Origin of the sequence: Pseudomonas sp. CAM1A (genome assembly GCF_047501685.1) — a bacterium.
Lineage (GTDB): Bacteria > Pseudomonadota > Gammaproteobacteria > Pseudomonadales > Pseudomonadaceae > Aquipseudomonas.
In genome coordinates, this window is record NZ_JBFNXP010000008.1 from 296,475 (window position 1) to 312,705 (window position 16,231).

15 protein-coding genes are annotated in these 16,231 nt (G+C 61.6%); 14 read left to right on the plus strand and 1 reads right to left on the minus strand.

Annotation, left to right across the window (positions count from 1 at the left end):
• Nucleotides 1-2: 2 nt before the first annotated feature.
• A complete protein-coding gene (locus ABZO33_RS18960; protein WP_414537253.1) occupies nt 3-812 on the minus strand; it encodes an inner membrane protein YpjD in 810 nt (269 codons plus the stop codon).
• 270 nt (nt 813-1,082) lie between these two features.
• On the opposite strand from ABZO33_RS18960, the gene ffh reads away from it, so the two are divergent.
• From ffh to ABZO33_RS19030, 14 genes are all read left to right on the plus strand, one after another.
• The gene (gene ffh, locus ABZO33_RS18965) at nt 1,083-2,459 is read left to right on the plus strand and encodes a signal recognition particle protein (protein ID WP_023629809.1); all 1,377 of its coding nucleotides are present in this window, start codon (nt 1,083-1,085) and stop codon (nt 2,457-2,459) included.
• Nucleotides 2,460-2,691: 232 nt separating this feature from the next.
• A complete protein-coding gene (gene rpsP, locus ABZO33_RS18970; RefSeq protein ID WP_011535318.1) occupies nt 2,692-2,943 on the plus strand; it encodes a 30S ribosomal protein S16 in 252 nt (83 codons plus the stop codon).
• Nucleotides 2,944-2,948: 5 nt separating this feature from the next.
• The gene (rimM, locus tag ABZO33_RS18975) at nt 2,949-3,485 is read left to right on the plus strand and encodes a ribosome maturation factor RimM (protein ID WP_023629810.1); all 537 of its coding nucleotides are present in this window, start codon (nt 2,949-2,951) and stop codon (nt 3,483-3,485) included.
• A gap of 3 nt (nt 3,486-3,488) precedes the next feature.
• Nucleotides 3,489-4,241, plus strand: coding sequence for a tRNA (guanosine(37)-N1)-methyltransferase TrmD (trmD, locus tag ABZO33_RS18980; RefSeq protein WP_023629811.1), 753 nt, complete (start codon nt 3,489-3,491; stop codon nt 4,239-4,241).
• Between the two features lie 43 nt (nt 4,242-4,284).
• Complete coding sequence (rplS, locus tag ABZO33_RS18985) at nt 4,285-4,635, plus strand: 50S ribosomal protein L19 (RefSeq protein ID WP_023629812.1); 351 nt, start codon at nt 4,285-4,287, stop codon at nt 4,633-4,635.
• Nucleotides 4,636-4,733: 98 nt separating this feature from the next.
• The gene (locus ABZO33_RS18990) at nt 4,734-5,141 is read left to right on the plus strand and encodes an acyl-CoA thioesterase (protein WP_023629813.1); all 408 of its coding nucleotides are present in this window, start codon (nt 4,734-4,736) and stop codon (nt 5,139-5,141) included.
• Between the two features lie 124 nt (nt 5,142-5,265).
• Nucleotides 5,266-6,162 carry a site-specific tyrosine recombinase XerD gene (gene xerD, locus ABZO33_RS18995; RefSeq protein ID WP_414537254.1) on the plus strand — a complete coding sequence of 299 codons (897 nt, stop codon included), beginning with the start codon at nt 5,266-5,268 and terminating at the stop codon, nt 6,160-6,162.
• 105 nt (nt 6,163-6,267) lie between these two features.
• Nucleotides 6,268-10,680, plus strand: a complete 4,413-nt coding sequence (locus tag ABZO33_RS19000; RefSeq protein WP_414537255.1) for an RHS repeat-associated core domain-containing protein — start codon at nt 6,268-6,270, stop codon at nt 10,678-10,680.
• Nucleotides 10,677-11,156: a hypothetical protein gene (locus tag ABZO33_RS19005; RefSeq protein WP_414537256.1), complete on the plus strand. Its 480-nt coding sequence runs from the start codon at nt 10,677-10,679 to the stop codon at nt 11,154-11,156. The genes ABZO33_RS19000 and ABZO33_RS19005 overlap by 4 nt, the downstream gene beginning before the upstream one ends.
• A gap of 53 nt (nt 11,157-11,209) precedes the next feature.
• Nucleotides 11,210-11,734 carry a hypothetical protein gene (locus tag ABZO33_RS19010; protein ID WP_414537257.1) on the plus strand — a complete coding sequence of 175 codons (525 nt, stop codon included), beginning with the start codon at nt 11,210-11,212 and terminating at the stop codon, nt 11,732-11,734.
• Nucleotides 11,735-11,960: 226 nt separating this feature from the next.
• Nucleotides 11,961-12,710, plus strand: a complete 750-nt coding sequence (locus ABZO33_RS19015; RefSeq protein WP_198745001.1) for a thioredoxin fold domain-containing protein — start codon at nt 11,961-11,963, stop codon at nt 12,708-12,710.
• 82 nt (nt 12,711-12,792) lie between these two features.
• The gene (locus ABZO33_RS19020) at nt 12,793-14,097 is read left to right on the plus strand and encodes a homoserine dehydrogenase (protein WP_023630110.1); all 1,305 of its coding nucleotides are present in this window, start codon (nt 12,793-12,795) and stop codon (nt 14,095-14,097) included.
• 54 nt (nt 14,098-14,151) lie between these two features.
• A complete protein-coding gene (gene thrC, locus ABZO33_RS19025; RefSeq protein ID WP_414537258.1) occupies nt 14,152-15,561 on the plus strand; it encodes a threonine synthase in 1,410 nt (469 codons plus the stop codon).
• Nucleotides 15,562-15,714: 153 nt separating this feature from the next.
• On the plus strand, nt 15,715-16,092 hold the full coding sequence (locus tag ABZO33_RS19030) for a histidine kinase (protein WP_414537259.1): 378 nt from the start codon (nt 15,715-15,717) through the stop codon (nt 16,090-16,092).
• Nucleotides 16,093-16,231: the final 139 nt, after the last annotated feature.

Consider the following 16,231-nt stretch of genomic DNA (forward strand, 5'->3'; position numbering starts at 1 on the left):
CGTCAGATGTGCAGGATGAATTCGCGGACCAGCTTGCTGCCGAAGTAGGCCAGCATCAGCAGGCAGAAGCCAGCCAGGGTCCAGCGGATCGCCTTGTGACCGCGCCAGCCGAGGCGGGTGCGGCCCCACAGCAGTACGCTGAAGACAATCCAGGCGACACAGGCCAGCAGCGTCTTGTGCACCAGGTGCTGGGCGAACAGGTTGTCGAGGAACAGCCAGCCGGAGAGCAGTGACAGCGACAGCAGCCCCCAGCCGGCCCAGAGGAAGCCGAACAGCAGACTTTCCATGGTCTGCAGCGGCGGGAAGTTGCGGATCAGCCCGGACGGGTGCTTGTGCTTGAGCTGGTGGTCCTGCAGCAACAGCAGCAGGGCCTGGAACACGGCGATGGTGAACAGGCCGTAGGCCAGGATCGACAGCAGGATATGGGCGAGGATGCCCGGCTCTTCGTTGATCAGCGGCACCGTGCCGGGTGGCGCGAACTGGGCCAGCAGTGCGGTCACCGCGCCGAGCGGGAACAGCAGCACCAGCAGGTTTTCCACCGGGATGCTCAAGCAGGCGAGCAGGGTCAGGCCGATCACTGCCACGGCGATCAGGCTGGCGGCGCTGAAGAAGTCGAGGCTCAGGCCCAGCGGGGTGATCAGCTGGAAGAACAGGGCACCGCCCTGGGCGACGACCGCCAGGGTGCCAAGCAGGCCAAGCAGCCGTTTGTCGGCACGGGCGCCACGGGCCAGGCCGGTGGCCTGGTAGACGGTCGCGGCCAGATAAAGGAAGGCGGCGAGCAGGTTGGGTATGAGGCTGGGTGAAGAGAACATAAGTCCTGGCGTGCAAGCCCTAAAGGGACGGAGTTTGGCATAGATCGCGGTAGGCAAGGAAGACTGCGTATCAATCGCGGGGCAAGCCCGCCCCCACGAACCCGGTGTGGGGCAGCCTGGCATGAGCTGCATGTTTGGCCGGTGGTCCAGCGCGAGGTGTGCGTCTATCCCAGTCTCCGCTATAATCGCCGCCTTGTTGTGCCCAGCGCGTGTGCATTTCCACCTGGGCGCCTGAAAAATCTCGGCTTCACTGGGCCTGAAAGGATCACCATGTTCGAAAACCTGACCGACCGCCTGTCACAGACGCTGCGCCATGTCACCGGCAAGGCCAAGCTGACCGAAGACAACATCAAGGACACGCTGCGCGAAGTGCGCATGGCCCTGCTCGAGGCCGACGTCGCCCTGCCGGTGGTCAAGGATTTCGTCAACAGCATCAAGGAACGTGCGGTCGGCACCGAAGTGTCGCGCAGCCTGACCCCGGGCCAGGCGTTCGTGAAGATCGTCCAGGCCGAGCTGGAAAGCCTCATGGGGGCGGCCAACGAAGAGCTGACCCTCAACGCCGCCCCGCCGGCCGTGGTGCTGATGGCCGGCCTGCAGGGCGCGGGTAAGACCACCACCGCCGGCAAGCTGGCGCGCCACCTGAAAGAGCGCAAGAAGAAGAGCGTGATGGTGGTGTCGGCCGACGTCTACCGTCCGGCGGCGATCAAGCAGCTCGAGACGCTGGCCAATGATATCGGCGTGACCTTCTTCCCGTCCGACATCAGCCAGAAGCCGGTGGCCATCGCCGAAGCGGCGATCCGCGAAGCCAAGCTCAAGTTCATCGACGTGGTGATCGTCGATACCGCGGGTCGTCTGCACGTCGACGCCGACATGATGGACGAGATCAAGGCCCTGCACGCCGCGGTCAAGCCGATCGAAACCCTGTTCGTGGTCGACGCCATGACCGGCCAGGACGCGGCCAACACGGCCAAGGCCTTTGGCGATGCGCTGCCACTGACCGGCGTGGTGCTGACCAAGGTCGACGGTGACGCCCGTGGCGGTGCCGCCCTGTCGGTGCGCGCCATTACCGGCAAGCCGATCAAGTTCATCGGCATGGGCGAGAAGACCGAAGCCCTCGAGCCGTTCCACCCTGACCGGATCGCTTCGCGCATCCTCGGCATGGGTGACGTGCTCAGCCTGATCGAGCAGGCCGAGCAGAACATCGACAAGGAAAAGGCCGACAAACTGGCCAAGAAGTTGAAGAAGGGCAAGGGCTTCGACCTCGAAGACTTCCGCGATCAACTGCAACAGATGAAGAACATGGGCGGCCTCGGTGGCCTCATGGACAAACTGCCGAGCATCGGTGGCGTCAACCTGTCGCAGATGGGCAACGCCCAGGGCGCTGCCGAGAAGCAGTTCAAGCAGATGGAAGCGATCATCAACTCCATGACCCCTGCCGAGCGCCGCGACCCTGACCTGATCAGCGGTTCGCGCAAGCGCCGCATCGCCCTCGGTTCCGGCACCCAGGTGCAGGACATCGGCCGGCTGATCAAGCAGCACAAGCAGATGCAGAAGATGATGAAGAAATTCTCCGCCAAGGGCGGCATGGCCAAGATGATGCGCGGCCTCGGCGGGATGCTGCCGGGTGGTGGCATGCCCAAGATGTAAGCGAATTCGGGCGGCTGTCTTTATATGAGGACAGTCACCCAGCCCCCGCTTCGGCGGGAACAGCGCCGCCAAATGGCGGCTTAACCGGCAGATCTGAACGGTGGGTCAAGCGCTCGCCGAAAAAGGCATTTGCAAATGTCCGTGTATTCCCCGAGAATATGCGGCCTTTTGGGCACCCGTGTGCCCATTGGGCATTCAGTTTTGCAGCACCGACTATAGGAACGATGTTCACATGGTAACCATTCGTCTGGCCCGTGGCGGCTCGAAAAAGCGCCCATTCTACCACCTGACCGTGACCAACTCGCGTAACGCCCGTGACGGCCGTTTCGTTGAGCGCGTTGGCTTCTTCAACCCGATCGCATCGGGCGCCGAAGTCAAGCTGTCGGTCAACCAAGAGCGCGTCACCTACTGGCTGAGCCAGGGCGCACAGCCGTCTGAGCGTGTTGCTCAGCTGCTGAAGGAAGCTGCCAAGGCTGCAGCCTGAGCAGTATGAACGCGACGCCAGAAAAGGCTGATGACCTCATCGTCGTTGGCAAGATTTTTTCGGTTCACGGCGTTCGCGGCGAGGTGAAGGTGTATTCCTTTACCGATCCGATTGAAAACCTGTTGGATTATCCGCGCTGGACGCTTCGGCATGAAGGCAAGGTAAAGCAGGTCGAGCTGGTCAGCGGTCGTGGCTCCCAAAAGGGCCTGGTCGTGAAATTGAAAGGCCTCGAGGATCGTGACGAAGCCCGGCTTCTGAGCGGTTACGAAATCTGCATTGCGCGGAGCCTTTTGCCCAACCTGGCAGCCGACGAGTACTACTGGTACCAGTTGGAAGGCCTGAAGGTCATCAATCAGGACGAACAGCTGTTCGGCACGATCGATCACCTGTTGGAGACCGGTGCGAACGATGTAATGGTGGTCAAGCCTTGCACAGGCAGCCTGGATGATCGCGAGCGTCTGTTGCCCTATACGGAGCAATGCGTGCTGGCAATCGACCTGCAGGCCGGTGTGATGCGAGTCGAATGGGACGCGGATTTCTAGACGATGGGTAGCCTTCGCGTAGAAGTCATCACGTTGTTCCCCGAGATGTTCTCGGCCATCACTGAGTACGGCATTACCAGCCGTGCGGTGAAACAGGGGTTGCTGCAAGTGACCTGCTGGAACCCACGGGACTACACCACAGATCGCCACCACACCGTGGATGATCGGCCGTTTGGCGGTGGTCCGGGCATGGTGATGAAGATCAAGCCTCTGGAAGACGCCCTGGTTAGCGCCAGGCAGGCGACCGGAGCTGCGGCAAAGGTGATCTACCTTTCGCCACAAGGCCGCAAGCTGACCCAGCAGGCGGTCAAAGGCTTGGCCGAACAGGAATCGTTGATCCTGATCGCCGGCCGTTATGAAGGTATCGACGAGCGCTTTATCGAGGCTCATGTCGATGAGGAGTGGTCGATTGGCGACTATGTGCTTTCCGGTGGCGAGCTGCCGGCCATGGTACTGATCGATGCGGTTACGCGGCTGCTGCCCGGAGCTTTAGGGCATGTGGACTCGGCGGAGGAAGATTCTTTCACCGACGGTCTGCTGGATTGCCCGCACTACACCCGACCCGAGGTGTATGCGGATCAGCGTGTACCCGACGTGTTGCTTAGTGGCAACCATGCACATATCCGGCGATGGCGGATGAAGCAGTCCCTTGGTAGGACCTTCGAACGACGCGCCGATCTTCTGGAAAGTCGCTCGCTTTCTGGAGAAGAGAAGAAGCTGCTCGAGGAATACCTCCGCGAGCGGGACGATAGTTAAACGTATCGATGGTGGATCGCGTTATCCATCTTAGGAGCACAGCATGACCAACAAGATCATCCAGCAGCTCGAAGCCGAGCAGATGAGCAAAGAGATCCCGACCTTCGCACCAGGCGACACCATTGTCGTCCAGGTTAAAGTGAAGGAAGGCGACCGCTCGCGTCTGCAGGCGTTCGAAGGCGTCGTTATCGCCAAGCGTAACCGCGGTCTGAACAGCGCCTTCACCGTGCGCAAGATCTCCAGCGGCGTTGGTGTAGAGCGTACCTTCCAGACCTACAGCCCGCAGATCGACAGCCTGGCCGTGAAACGTCGTGGTGACGTGCGTAAAGCCAAGCTGTACTACCTGCGTGACCTGTCCGGTAAAGCAGCTCGCATCAAGGAAAAACTGTCCTGAGTGCAGTTTGTCCGGTGGCCTAGGCCCCGTGCGAGAAAAAGCAGCCTTCGGGCTGCTTTTTTGCGTCTTGAATCTTGCCTTTGCGATGTGACTCCGAGATGACAACCCGAGACCAGGAAATCCAGCGCCGCACCGAACTGTCGGTGACCCGCGTGACCAAGGCGGTGTTCCCCAACACCACCAACCACCACAACACCCTGTTTGGCGGCACCGCCCTGGCGTGGATGGACGAAGTGTCGTTCATCGCCGCCACCCGCTTCTGCCGGCTGCCGTTGGTGACCGTGTCCACCGACCGCATCGATTTCAAGCACCCGATTCCGGCAGGCTCGATCGTCGAGCTGGTGGGGACGGTGATCAAGGTCGGCAACACCAGCCTGCAGGTGCAGGTGGATGTGTTCGTCGAGAACATGTACCTCGATGGGCGCGAGCGGGCGATCCATGGTGTGTTCAGCTTCGTCGCCATCGACGAGGACAAGCGTCCTGTGCCGGTGCTGCCGTTGGCTTGAGGTGCGTTATTGCGGGGCTGGATTGCGTGGGAGCGGGCTTGTCCCTCGATGAGGCCAGTACAGACAACCTGTAGCCCGCTATGAAACACTTGGCCACCTTCTATCGCTGATGCAGCAGCCTCGCATGCCCGCCCTAGACCACCCCTTGATCGACCAGTTTCTCGACGCCCTCTGGCTGGAAAAAGGCCTGTCCGACAACACCCGCGCCTCCTATCGCAGCGACCTGGCCCTGTTCAACGGCTGGTTGCAGGACAAGCACGTACTGTTGCCCGATGCCGGCCGCGAACTGATCCTCGATCACCTGGCCTGGCGCTTCGACCAAGGCTACAAGCCTCGTTCCACCGCGCGCTTCCTGTCCGGGGTGCGCGGCTTTTTCCGTTATCTGTTGCGCGAACGGATGATCGGCGTTGATCCGACCTTGCAGGTGGACATGCCGCAACTGGGCCGGCCACTGCCCAAGTCGCTGTCCGAGGCCGATGTCGAGGCCTTGCTGCAAGCGCCGGATCGCGGTGAGGCGATTGGCCAGCGCGACCGCGCCATGCTCGAAGTGCTCTATGCCTGTGGCCTGCGTGTGACCGAGCTGGTCAGCCTGACCCTGGACCAGGTCAACCTGCGTCAGGGCGTGCTGCGGGTGATGGGCAAGGGCAGCAAGGAGCGCCTGGTGCCGATGGGCGAGGAGGCGGTGGTGTGGATCGAGCGCTACCTGCGCGATGGCCGTGCCGAGCTGCTCAGCGGACGCCCCAGCGACGTGCTGTTCCCCAGCCTGCGCGGCGAGCAGATGACCCGCCAGACCTTCTGGCACCGCATCAAGCACCACGCGCGGGTGGCCGGCATCGACAAGCCGCTGTCGCCGCACACGCTGCGCCACGCCTTTGCCACCCACCTGCTCAACCATGGCGCCGACCTGCGCGTGGTGCAGATGCTGCTGGGCCACAGCGACCTGTCCACCACGCAGATATACACCCATGTGGCCCGCGCGCGGCTGCAGGAACTACACGCTTTGCATCACCCTCGGGGTTGACGCTCGGGCGATCATCCAGCAGATTTCGACACCTCAAGCGCTCGATATGGAAATCAAGCATGACCAGGTTCAAGTGCCCTGCAGCCGTGCCGTTGCCGGTCAGTAATGTCTGACGCCCTGTGGGCCGCCCGCGAGGGCGATGCGTTGATGCACACCTCGATGATGGCCGACATCGTCAGCGGCGTGCTGGAAGTGGCCGCCAACGTCGCCATCGGTGTGCTGGCCACCGCGGCGGTCACTGCGGCGCTGGGTCTGACCGTGGTCACCGGCGGCCTCGGCTGCTTCGTGCTCGGCGCGGTGGTGGGCATCGTGGTCGGCGTGGTCATGAGCAAGACCGGGGCCGACAAGGGCTTGAGCAGTTTATGCGAGGGCATCGGCAACTTCCTGTTCCCGCCCTCGGTGCAAGCCAACATCCTCACCGGCTCGAAGAATACCCACACCAATGGCAAACCGGCCGCACGCGCTGCCGGCGTCATCGTTGCCGCCGCCGCGCCCGTCGGCAGCGACGCGGCTCAGCCGCCGGCCGAGGAGGAGCAAGAAAGCTTCCTCGACATGGCCAAGGGCTTTTTCTCACAGATGTGGCGGCCTACGGTCGCCAGCCCGGCGCCGAACACCGAGCCTGCCGAGGACGACAAGATCCTCTGCAGCAAGCATCCGCCGATGCCGCCGCAATACCTGGCCGAAGGCTCGAGCAAGGTCACCATCAACGGTCATCCGGCCTGTCGCAGCGGCGATCGCAGCACCTGCGAGGCGGTGATCGTCGACGCCGGGCTGGTCTCCGATAATGTGCGCATCGGCGGTGACTCGATCGTGGTCCGCGAGATTCGCAGCGGCAAGACCCCGGGCATCGGCCTGGCGATTACCGCCTTGATGATGCTGCGCGGGCGTGGCGGCAAGTTCTACAGCAAGTTCGGCTGCATGGTGATTGGCGGCATCGGCAGCGCGGTCACCAGCCAGGTGACCGGCGCGATCACCAGCGCCATCGCCGGCTCACCCAACCCGGTCCACAGCCCCACTGGCGCCAAACTGTTGAGCGGCGAAGCCGAGCTTGATTTCAGCCTTCCGGGCTTGATCCCGTTGGACTGGCAGCGCTACTACAACAGCCGGGATGAACGCCGCGACGGCCTGTTCGGTGCCGGCTGGAGCGTCGATTACGAAGTCTTCGTCGCTATCGAAGCGCATCCTGAAGGCGGCGAGCGCCTGCTGTTCACCGACGAACAGGCACGGGTCGTCGACATGGGCCATATCCCCCGTGGTGATGCCGTGTTCAGCGCCGGCGAAGGCCTCAGCGTGCGTCGCGCGTACAACGGCGAGCTGCTGATCGAAAGTGTCGACGGTCTCTATCGCCTGTTCCAGCCCACCCCGAACAATCCGCAGCGCCTGCGCCTGGCGCAACTGGGTGACCGCAACGACAACCGCATCTACCTGGACTACGACAGCAACGGTCGCTTGCTCAGGCTGCGCGATACCTTCGATGTGGTCCAGGTGCAGTTGCTTTATAGCAGCCAATGGCCAGCCCGGGTCAGCCATATCGAGCGATGGTACAGCGACGAGTCGAACGAACTGCTGGCCAGCTATGCCTATGACAGCAACGGCGACTTGGCCGAAGTCCGCGACGCCAGCGGCCAGGTGCAACGGCGCTTCGCCTATGACCAGGGCCGGCGCATGGTCGAACACCAGCTGCCCAGCGGCCTGCGCTGCTTCTATGAATGGGCTCGTGCTGCAGACGACTGGCGCGTGGCCCGGCACTGGACCGATGACGGTGACGAGTACTGTTTCGACTATGACACCGAGGCTGGCATCACCCGGGTCACCGACGGTTTGCAGCGGGTCAGCACGCGCTATTGGAACCCGCAGTACCAGATCACCCAGTACACCGACGCCCTCGGCCACACCTGGCATTTCGAGTGGAACGACGAACGCCAGTTGCTGGCCGCCACCGACCCGCAGGGCGGGCAATGGCAGTATCTGTACGATGAGTCCGGCAACCTCTGCGAAAGCATCGACCCACTGGGGCGCAGCGAGGCGACCCAGTGGCTGGAACACTGGTCGCTGCCCCGGGTACAGACCGACAAGGCCGGCAAGCGCTGGAGCTATCGCTATGACCAGCGCGGCAACTGCAGCAGCGAAACCGACCCGCTGGGCCACACCACCCGCTACCGCCATGACGAACGCGGCCGGGTGGTGGAGATCATCGATGCGGCGGGCAAGCACAGGCACCTGCGCTGGAACGAACTGGGCCTGCTGATTGAACGGGTCGATTGTTCGGGGTACCCGACCCGCTTCAGCTATGACCGGCGCGGGCATCTGCAGGCGGTCACCGATGCCCTCGGCGAACGCATGGAGTATTCGTACGACCATAAGGGTAGGCTGCTCAAAAGGGTGCTGCCCGACGGCCGCAGTGAACACTACCTGCACAATGCGCACGGTCTGCTGGAGCGTTACATCGACCTGGCCGGGCATCCCACTCATTACCGCCATGACCGTCGTGGTCAGGTATGCGAGCGAATCGATGCCCATGGCCGCAACGTACAGCTTGCCTATGATGCCTACGGCCGTCTTCAGGCCCTGACCAATGAAAATGGTGAAAGTTACCGGTTTGCCTGGGACCTGGGGGATCGTCTGACGCTGCAGCAGAATCTGGATGGCAGTGCCAAGCGCCTTTGTTATGACGCGCTCGATGAGATCCGCCAGGTGCAATTCATCCCAGCGCCGGATGGCAGTCATCAGCAACCAATCACCCATAAGCTGGAGCGGGATGCGGCGGGGCGGTTGATCGCCAGGCATACCGATGATGGTCTTGCTTCATACGCTTATGACCCTCTCGATCAACTGACGGCGGTGAGCGTCACTGACAACATGGGCAACAGCGAACAACTGGCCTTCGCTTATGATTCTTTTGGCCAGCTTGTTGAAGAACACAGTGCCAATGGTGTGCTCAAGCATCGCTATGACGAACTCGGCAACCTGACCCAGACCCAGTTGCCCGATGGCCGCTGGCTCAACCGCCTGTACTACGGCAGCGGCCACCTGCATCAGGTTAATTTCGACGGCAAGGTGATCAGCGACTTCGAACGCGACCGCCTGCACCGTGAAGTGCTACGCATCCAGGGCCAAATCAGCACCTGCAGCGAGTACGACCGCAGCGGCCGTTTGCGCTCACGCCTGCGCCGCCCCAGCCACCAGCCGCCGCAACTGCCGGCCGCGGTACAGCAACGCTTCGATTTCGACCCGGCAGACAACCTGATCGGCCGTTTCAACCAGCAGCCCGGCAGCCAGTACCAGCAATTGCTGCACTACGATTCCAGCGGCCGAATCATGGCCAGCCAGGACGCCGGCCAGGGCCAAAGCGAAACCTTCGCCTACGACGCCGCCGCCAACCTGCTCGATGGGCCGCAAGCCGGCATCGGCCTGGTGCGCCATAACCGTTTGCTCACCTACCAGGACAAGCGCTATCGCTACGACGGCTTCGGCCGCCTGATCGAGAAACGCAGCAGCCGGCGTGGTATCCAGCGCTTCAGCTACGACGCCGAGCACCGCTTGGTCCAGGTGCGCAGCCAGCACGGTGGGCGCGAACGGATACTGAACATGCGCTACGACCCGCTCGGGCGGCGTGTCGAGAAAAGCGAATATGACGATCAGGGCAATCTGCTCGACCAGACCCGCTTTACCTGGGATGGCCTGCGCTTGCTGCAGGAGCACCGATACAGCCAGACCAGCCTGTACCTGTATGTTGAAGACAGTCACGAACCGTTGGCGCGAGTTGACGGTACCGGGCAGCACCAGCAGGTGCGCTACTACCATAACGATCTCAATGGCCTGCCCGAACAGTTGACGGATGACAGTGGCGAAGCGGTCTGGCAGGCGCGCTATCAGGTCTGGGGCAATACTCTGCAGGAGGTGCGTGAGGCGCATTTCATCGAAGAGCAGAACCTCAGGTTTCAGGGCCAGTATCTGGATCGTGAGACGGGGCTGCACTACAACACGTTTCGGTTTTATGATCCGGATATCGGACGGTTCACGCAGCCGGACCCGATTGGGTTGGCTGGCGGGATTAACCTTTATCAGTACGCCCCGAATCCTGTTGGCTGGGTAGATCCGCTGGGTTTAGCAGCTGGGTGTGCAAAACTTGGTCGTCGAAATCGACATCACTCACGCTCCGCTACGTACGGGAAGCACACCAAGGCTGGCAGCCAAGCACAAGCCCAAAGTCTTTCCTCAAGAGGCGGTGCGGCGCAGTACTGGAGCAAAGATCTGGCTGATGGCTCGGGAGCTCGCCAGGTCACGGCATTCAGAAATAAAGTAGAGAAGTCAGCCTTGCGCCACGGGGTTGAAATCGACATGGGTAGCAAAGGTTCTTCCTACTATGTGCACGATGCAGGCGCCCCAATTGGCTACAATAATGGGAAGCCAACACAGTATGTGCGGGTTGAGGTGACCAATTCGCCGTCGCCGGAGTTTCATGGTCACCCAATCTCACAAGCCGACTACTTTAATTATCTGAAGTTAAAAAAATGAATATTGTTCAGCGTCTGGCGCTAACCTATCCTCTGATGACTTTGCAGGTTCCGGGGGGCTGGAATCTAGTGAAGAATAATATTATCGATGCCGATCCGGGTGTCTTGGAAGATATAGAAAATCCGCTTGAGCAGATGTTGGCGCGTGAGAATTTTTTTGCTGCTGATGTATTCTATGCGCTCTGTGAGCACAGCGTTGATGAGCGGAGGCAAATAAAGTCAGTAATAGATGTGTGGTGCCGTCCATCCGAAGAAAATGAATCGTTGATTGGCTATGAGCTAACGCTTTCGTTGTATAAGAATAAATCAAAAATTAGTTTCTTTAGCAAGGAATATCTTGCGTCAGATCGCTACGCCGTTGTACAGGTGCTCAGTCAATGGATGTGTTCGTTTTCGCTGGAATTTGTCTACGCATTGGATAGTGGTAGTTTAGTCGATCCCAATCAATATTTTTTGATCGATAGCAACGGCAGTTGAGGACTGTATTTCTGCTGTGGGGTGAAAACACTAATGGCGGTGGAGTTGTCTATTTGAACGTCCTCGGCAACAAATCATCGTTCGCCATCGAGTATGTCCTGACCGACCGTATCGAGCTGATGGGGCATGCTCGATTCTGGTTCAGTCATCAGCCGCTGGGGTCGTTGGAGGATCTGATCTACTTCGAAGGTTATCTGCTGGGTTGCCTTGAAGACTTGCTGCGTAAGCCAGGCCTGCCTGAGTGTTATGATTCCCCAAGTGTCGCGCAGACTTTCGCCTTGCTGGAAAAGGATCTTTCTTCGTTCGATGAGGAAGAAGCTGAGGATTTCAGTGAGCGCGCCAGGCCGTTTTTTCTAACCTGTGGCACTTTGTTCGACGATTTCCTGGTGTTTTCTCATCGACGTAATCACACCTTTGGACGCGTCATTTGGAGGTTGGAAATCCCTGAGCAGGATCTGGTTTTCGCCGACTTGAAGGGTACTTCCCGTGCTGTTTGCAGTGGCGACTTTAGCTACCGGGAAGTGGATGAATTGGCGAATCAACTGCGCGCTGTTCTACGGCGCGCCCAATTGACCTGAGCGCTGGGCTCGGCGGATAGCCTGCGGTGTTGCTGGTAGACGGTGATTGATAGCTGAGGTAACCGCCGCCCCCTGGCGCACGCAGCTTTGCGCTCCCGATCGAGCACGCCTCGACCGCCGCCGCTTCTGTGGTAGGCTTGGGCGGTTTGCACCGTGGACCGCAATGACACCCCGTTTTCAGTACGGGCGTGCTGCATCCGGCCCCGTCCGCCTTCAGGAGTACCCCATGCGCGTGACCCAGATTTTCGCCGCCGCCGTCCTGGCGCTGGCCAGTACCTTTGCCGTCGCCGCGGCCACCGATGCCAACGCCGGTGCCGAGCAGGCGATCCGCAAGTCCTTGCAGAACCTCCAGCTGGAGGTACCGATCGAAAGCGTTGCCAGCAGTCCGCTCAATGGCCTGTACGAAGTCAAGCTGCAAGGCGGCCGCGTGCTGTATGCCAGCGCCGACGGCCAGTTCGTCATGCAGGGCTACCTGTTCCAGATCCAGGACGGCAAGCCGGTCAACCTCACCGAGAAGACCGAGCGCCAGGGCATCGCCAAGCTGATCAACGGCATTCCGGCCGGCGAGATGGTGGTCTACCCGGCCAAGGGCGAGACCAAGTCGCACATCACCGTGTTCACCGACACCACCTGCCCGTACTGCCACAAGCTGCACGCCGAGGTGCCTGAGCTCAACCGCCGCGGTATCGAAGTGCGTTATGTCGCCTTCCCGCGCCAGGGCCTGGGTTCTCCGGGCGACGAGCAGTTGCAGGCGGTCTGGTGCTCCAGTGATCGCCGCGCGGCGCTGGACAAGATGGTCGATGGCAAGGAAATCAAAGCCGCCAAATGTGCCAACCCGGTCAGCAAGCAGTTCCAGCTGGGCCAGTCGATTGGTGTAAATGGCACGCCGGCGATCGTTCTACAGAATGGCCAGGTGATTCCGGGCTACCAGCCGGCACCGCAAGTGGCCAAACTGGCCCTGGCCGAGAGCAAGTAACCAATTCAGTACGCCGTCGTCATGGGGTGACGGCATGTTTCACGGTCGGCGCAGGTGCCGGCCGTTCTATGGGGAGTTCACAGTGAAACCGGTCAAAGTAGGCATCTGTGGGTTGGGGACCGTCGGTGGCGGAACCTTCAATGTACTTCAGCGCAACGCCGAGGAGATCGCCCGCCGTGCCGGGCGCGGTATTGAAGTGGCACAGATTGCCATGCGCTCGCAGAACCCGAACTGCCAGATTACCGGTACCCCCATTACCGCTGATGTGTTCGAAGTCGCGAGCAACCCCGAGATCGATATCGTCATTGAGCTGATCGGCGGCTACACCATCGCCCGCGATCTGGTGCTCAAGGCCATTGAAAACGGCAAGCACGTGGTCACCGCCAACAAGGCGCTGATTGCCGTGCACGGCAACGAGATCTTCGCCAAGGCCCGCGAGAAGGGCGTCATCGTCGCCTTCGAAGCTGCCGTGGCCGGTGGCATCCCGGTGATCAAGGCGATCCGCGAGGGCCTGTCGGCCAACCGTATAAACTGGCTGGCCGGGATCATCAACGGCACCGGCAACTTCATCCTCACCGAAATGCGCGACAAGGGCCGTGCCTTCCCCGATGTGCTGGCCGAAGCCCAGGCACTGGGCTACGCCGAGGCCGACCCGACCTTCGACGTCGAGGGCATCGATGCCGCGCACAAGCTGACCATCCTGGCGTCCATCGCCTTTGGTATCCCGCTGCAGTTCGACAAGGCCTACACCGAGGGCATCACCCAGCTGACCACCGCTGACGTGAACTATGCCGAGGCCCTGGGCTACCGCATCAAGCACCTGGGCGTGGCCCGTCGCACCGCCGACGGCATCGAGCTGCGCGTGCACCCGACGCTGATCCCCAATGACCGCTTGATCGCCAACGTCAACGGCGTGATGAACGCGGTGATGGTGAATGGTGACGCCGCCGGTTCAACCCTGTACTACGGCGCCGGTGCCGGCATGGAGCCGACCGCCTCGTCGGTGGTCGCCGATCTGGTCGACGTGGTTCGCGCCATGACGTCGGACCCGGAGAACCGTGTGCCGCACCTGGCCTTCCAGCCAGACGCGCTGTCGGCTCACCCGATCCTGCCGATCGAAGCCTGCGAAAGTGCCTATTACCTGCGTATCCAGGCCAAGGACCATCCGGGCGTGCTGGCCCAGGTCGCCAGCATTCTCTCGGAGCGTGGCATCAACATCGAGTCGATCATGCAGAAGGAAGCCGAGGAGCAGGATGGCCTGGTGCCGATGATCCTGCTGACCCATCGTGTGGTCGAGCAGCGCATCGACGACGCCATCGTCGCCCTGGAAGCGCTCCAGGACGTGGTCGGCAAGGTCGTGCGCATCCGCGTCGAACAGCTCAATTAATTCCGGCGGCGGGCCGCGACGGCGGCCCGCGCCCAGCATCGAAGGTTTGCACCCATGCGCTATATCAGTACCCGCGGCCAGGCTCCGGCCCTGAACTTCGAAGACGTCCTGCTGGCGGGCCTCGCCAGCGACGGCGGCCTGTACGTGCCCGAGAACCTGCCACGCTTCACCCAGGAAGAGATCGCCTCCTGGGCTGGCCTGCCGTATCACGAACTGGCCTTCCGGGTGATGCGCCCGTTCGTCGAAGGCAGCATCGCCGACGCCGACTTCAAGAAAATTCTCGAAGAGACCTACGGCAACTTCGCCCACGCCGCGATCGCCCCGCTGCGCCAGCTCAACGGCAACGAGTGGGTGATGGAGCTGTTCCACGGCCCGACCCTGGCCTTCAAGGACTTCGCCCTGCAACTGCTCGGCCGCCTGCTCGACCACGTGCTGGTCAAGCGCGGCGAGCGCGTGGTGATCGTCGGTGCCACCAGCGGTGACACCGGCTCGGCCGCCATCGAAGGCTGCCGCCGTTGCGACAACGTCGACATCTTCATCCTGCACCCGCATCAGCGTGTGTCGGAAGTGCAGCGCCGGCAGATGACCACCATCCTCGGCGAGAACATCCACAACATTGCCATCGAAGGCAACTTCGATGATTGCCAGGAGATGGTCAAGGCCAGCTTCGCCGACCAGTCCTTCCTTAAGGGCACCCGTCTGGTGGCAGTCAACTCGATCAACTGGGCGCGGATCATGGCCCAGATCGTCTACTACTTCCACGCAGCCCTGCAGCTCGGCGGCCCGGCGCGTTCGGTGGCGTTCTCGGTGCCGACCGGCAACTTCGGCGACATCTTCGCCGGTTACCTGGCGCGCAACATGGGCCTGCCGATCAGCCAGCTGGTGGTGGCGACCAACCGCAACGACATCCTGCACCGCTTCATGAGCGGCAATCAGTACGCCAAGGACGCCTTGCACCCGACCCTGTCGCCGTCGATGGACATCATGGTCTCGTCCAACTTCGAGCGTCTGCTGTTCGACCTGCATGGTCGCAATGGCGCCGCGGTTGCCCAGCTGATGGACACCTTCAAGCAAGGCGGCGGCTTCAGCGTCGAGCAGGATCGCTGGACCGAGGCGCGCAAGCTGTTCGACTCGCTGGCCGTTACCGACGAACAGACCTGCGAGACCATTGCCGAGGTGTTCCAGAGCACCGGTGAAGTCCTCGACCCGCACACCGCGATCGGCGTCAAGGCTGCCCGCGAGTGCCGCCGTAGCCTGGACACCCCGATGGTGGTGCTGGGTACCGCGCATCCGGTCAAGTTCCCCGAGGCGGTGGAGAAGGCTGGTGTCGCCAAGGCTCTGGAGCTGCCGGCGCACCTGAGCGATCTGTTCAACCGGGAGGAGCGTTGCACGGTGCTGGCCAACGACCTGAAGGCCGTGCAGGCCTTCGTCAGCCAGCATGGCAACCGCGGCAAACCGCTGTAAGCGGCCCATCGACAGGAAAGCCCGTCTTGCACGGGCTTTTTTGTGGGCAAGACACACGGTAACAGCTTTCAGATTTTTCCCATGTAGTTCGATGGATAGCCCTACTAAAGTGGCGTTCTGACCAACAGAACACACGGCTCCAGGGGGAGGCTCATGCATCAGCTCAATGTTCTTATCCACCAGGCTCGGCCCTACTATCAGATGCTGTTGCATCAGGCCTTCAATGCCCAGGGTCTGTATAACGTCCGGCTCACCGATGACGTGCCGGCAGTCAGGGCCCGCATGGCGCAGGGGCAGCAGCCGGTTGATGTGCTGGTGCTTGATCAGGGAATGCCGAGGCGTCATGCCCGGCGCCTGTTCAAGTACCTGGTGCAGGCCTCATGCGCGGGTGGGCTGTTGTTTGTCGGCTATGGCGACGCTGGAGGTATCGACCTCGCGCTCGAGGCCCGCGAGCAGGGCTTGAATGTCCTGGCCGAGCTGCCCTGGCCGATGTCGATGGTGGGCCTGGAGCAGGCACTGGGGCGCCTGTAGTCGGTCCTTCGGCACGGAAGGGGCGGGGGGAGCATCGAAACTGTCATGTTGGCCGCGCATGCTCGTGATGACGGGCCAGGGCGAACTTTCCGTCGGCCCCGATGGTCAGTTTCCTTACCCTAGCCAGCGAGTGATCCGG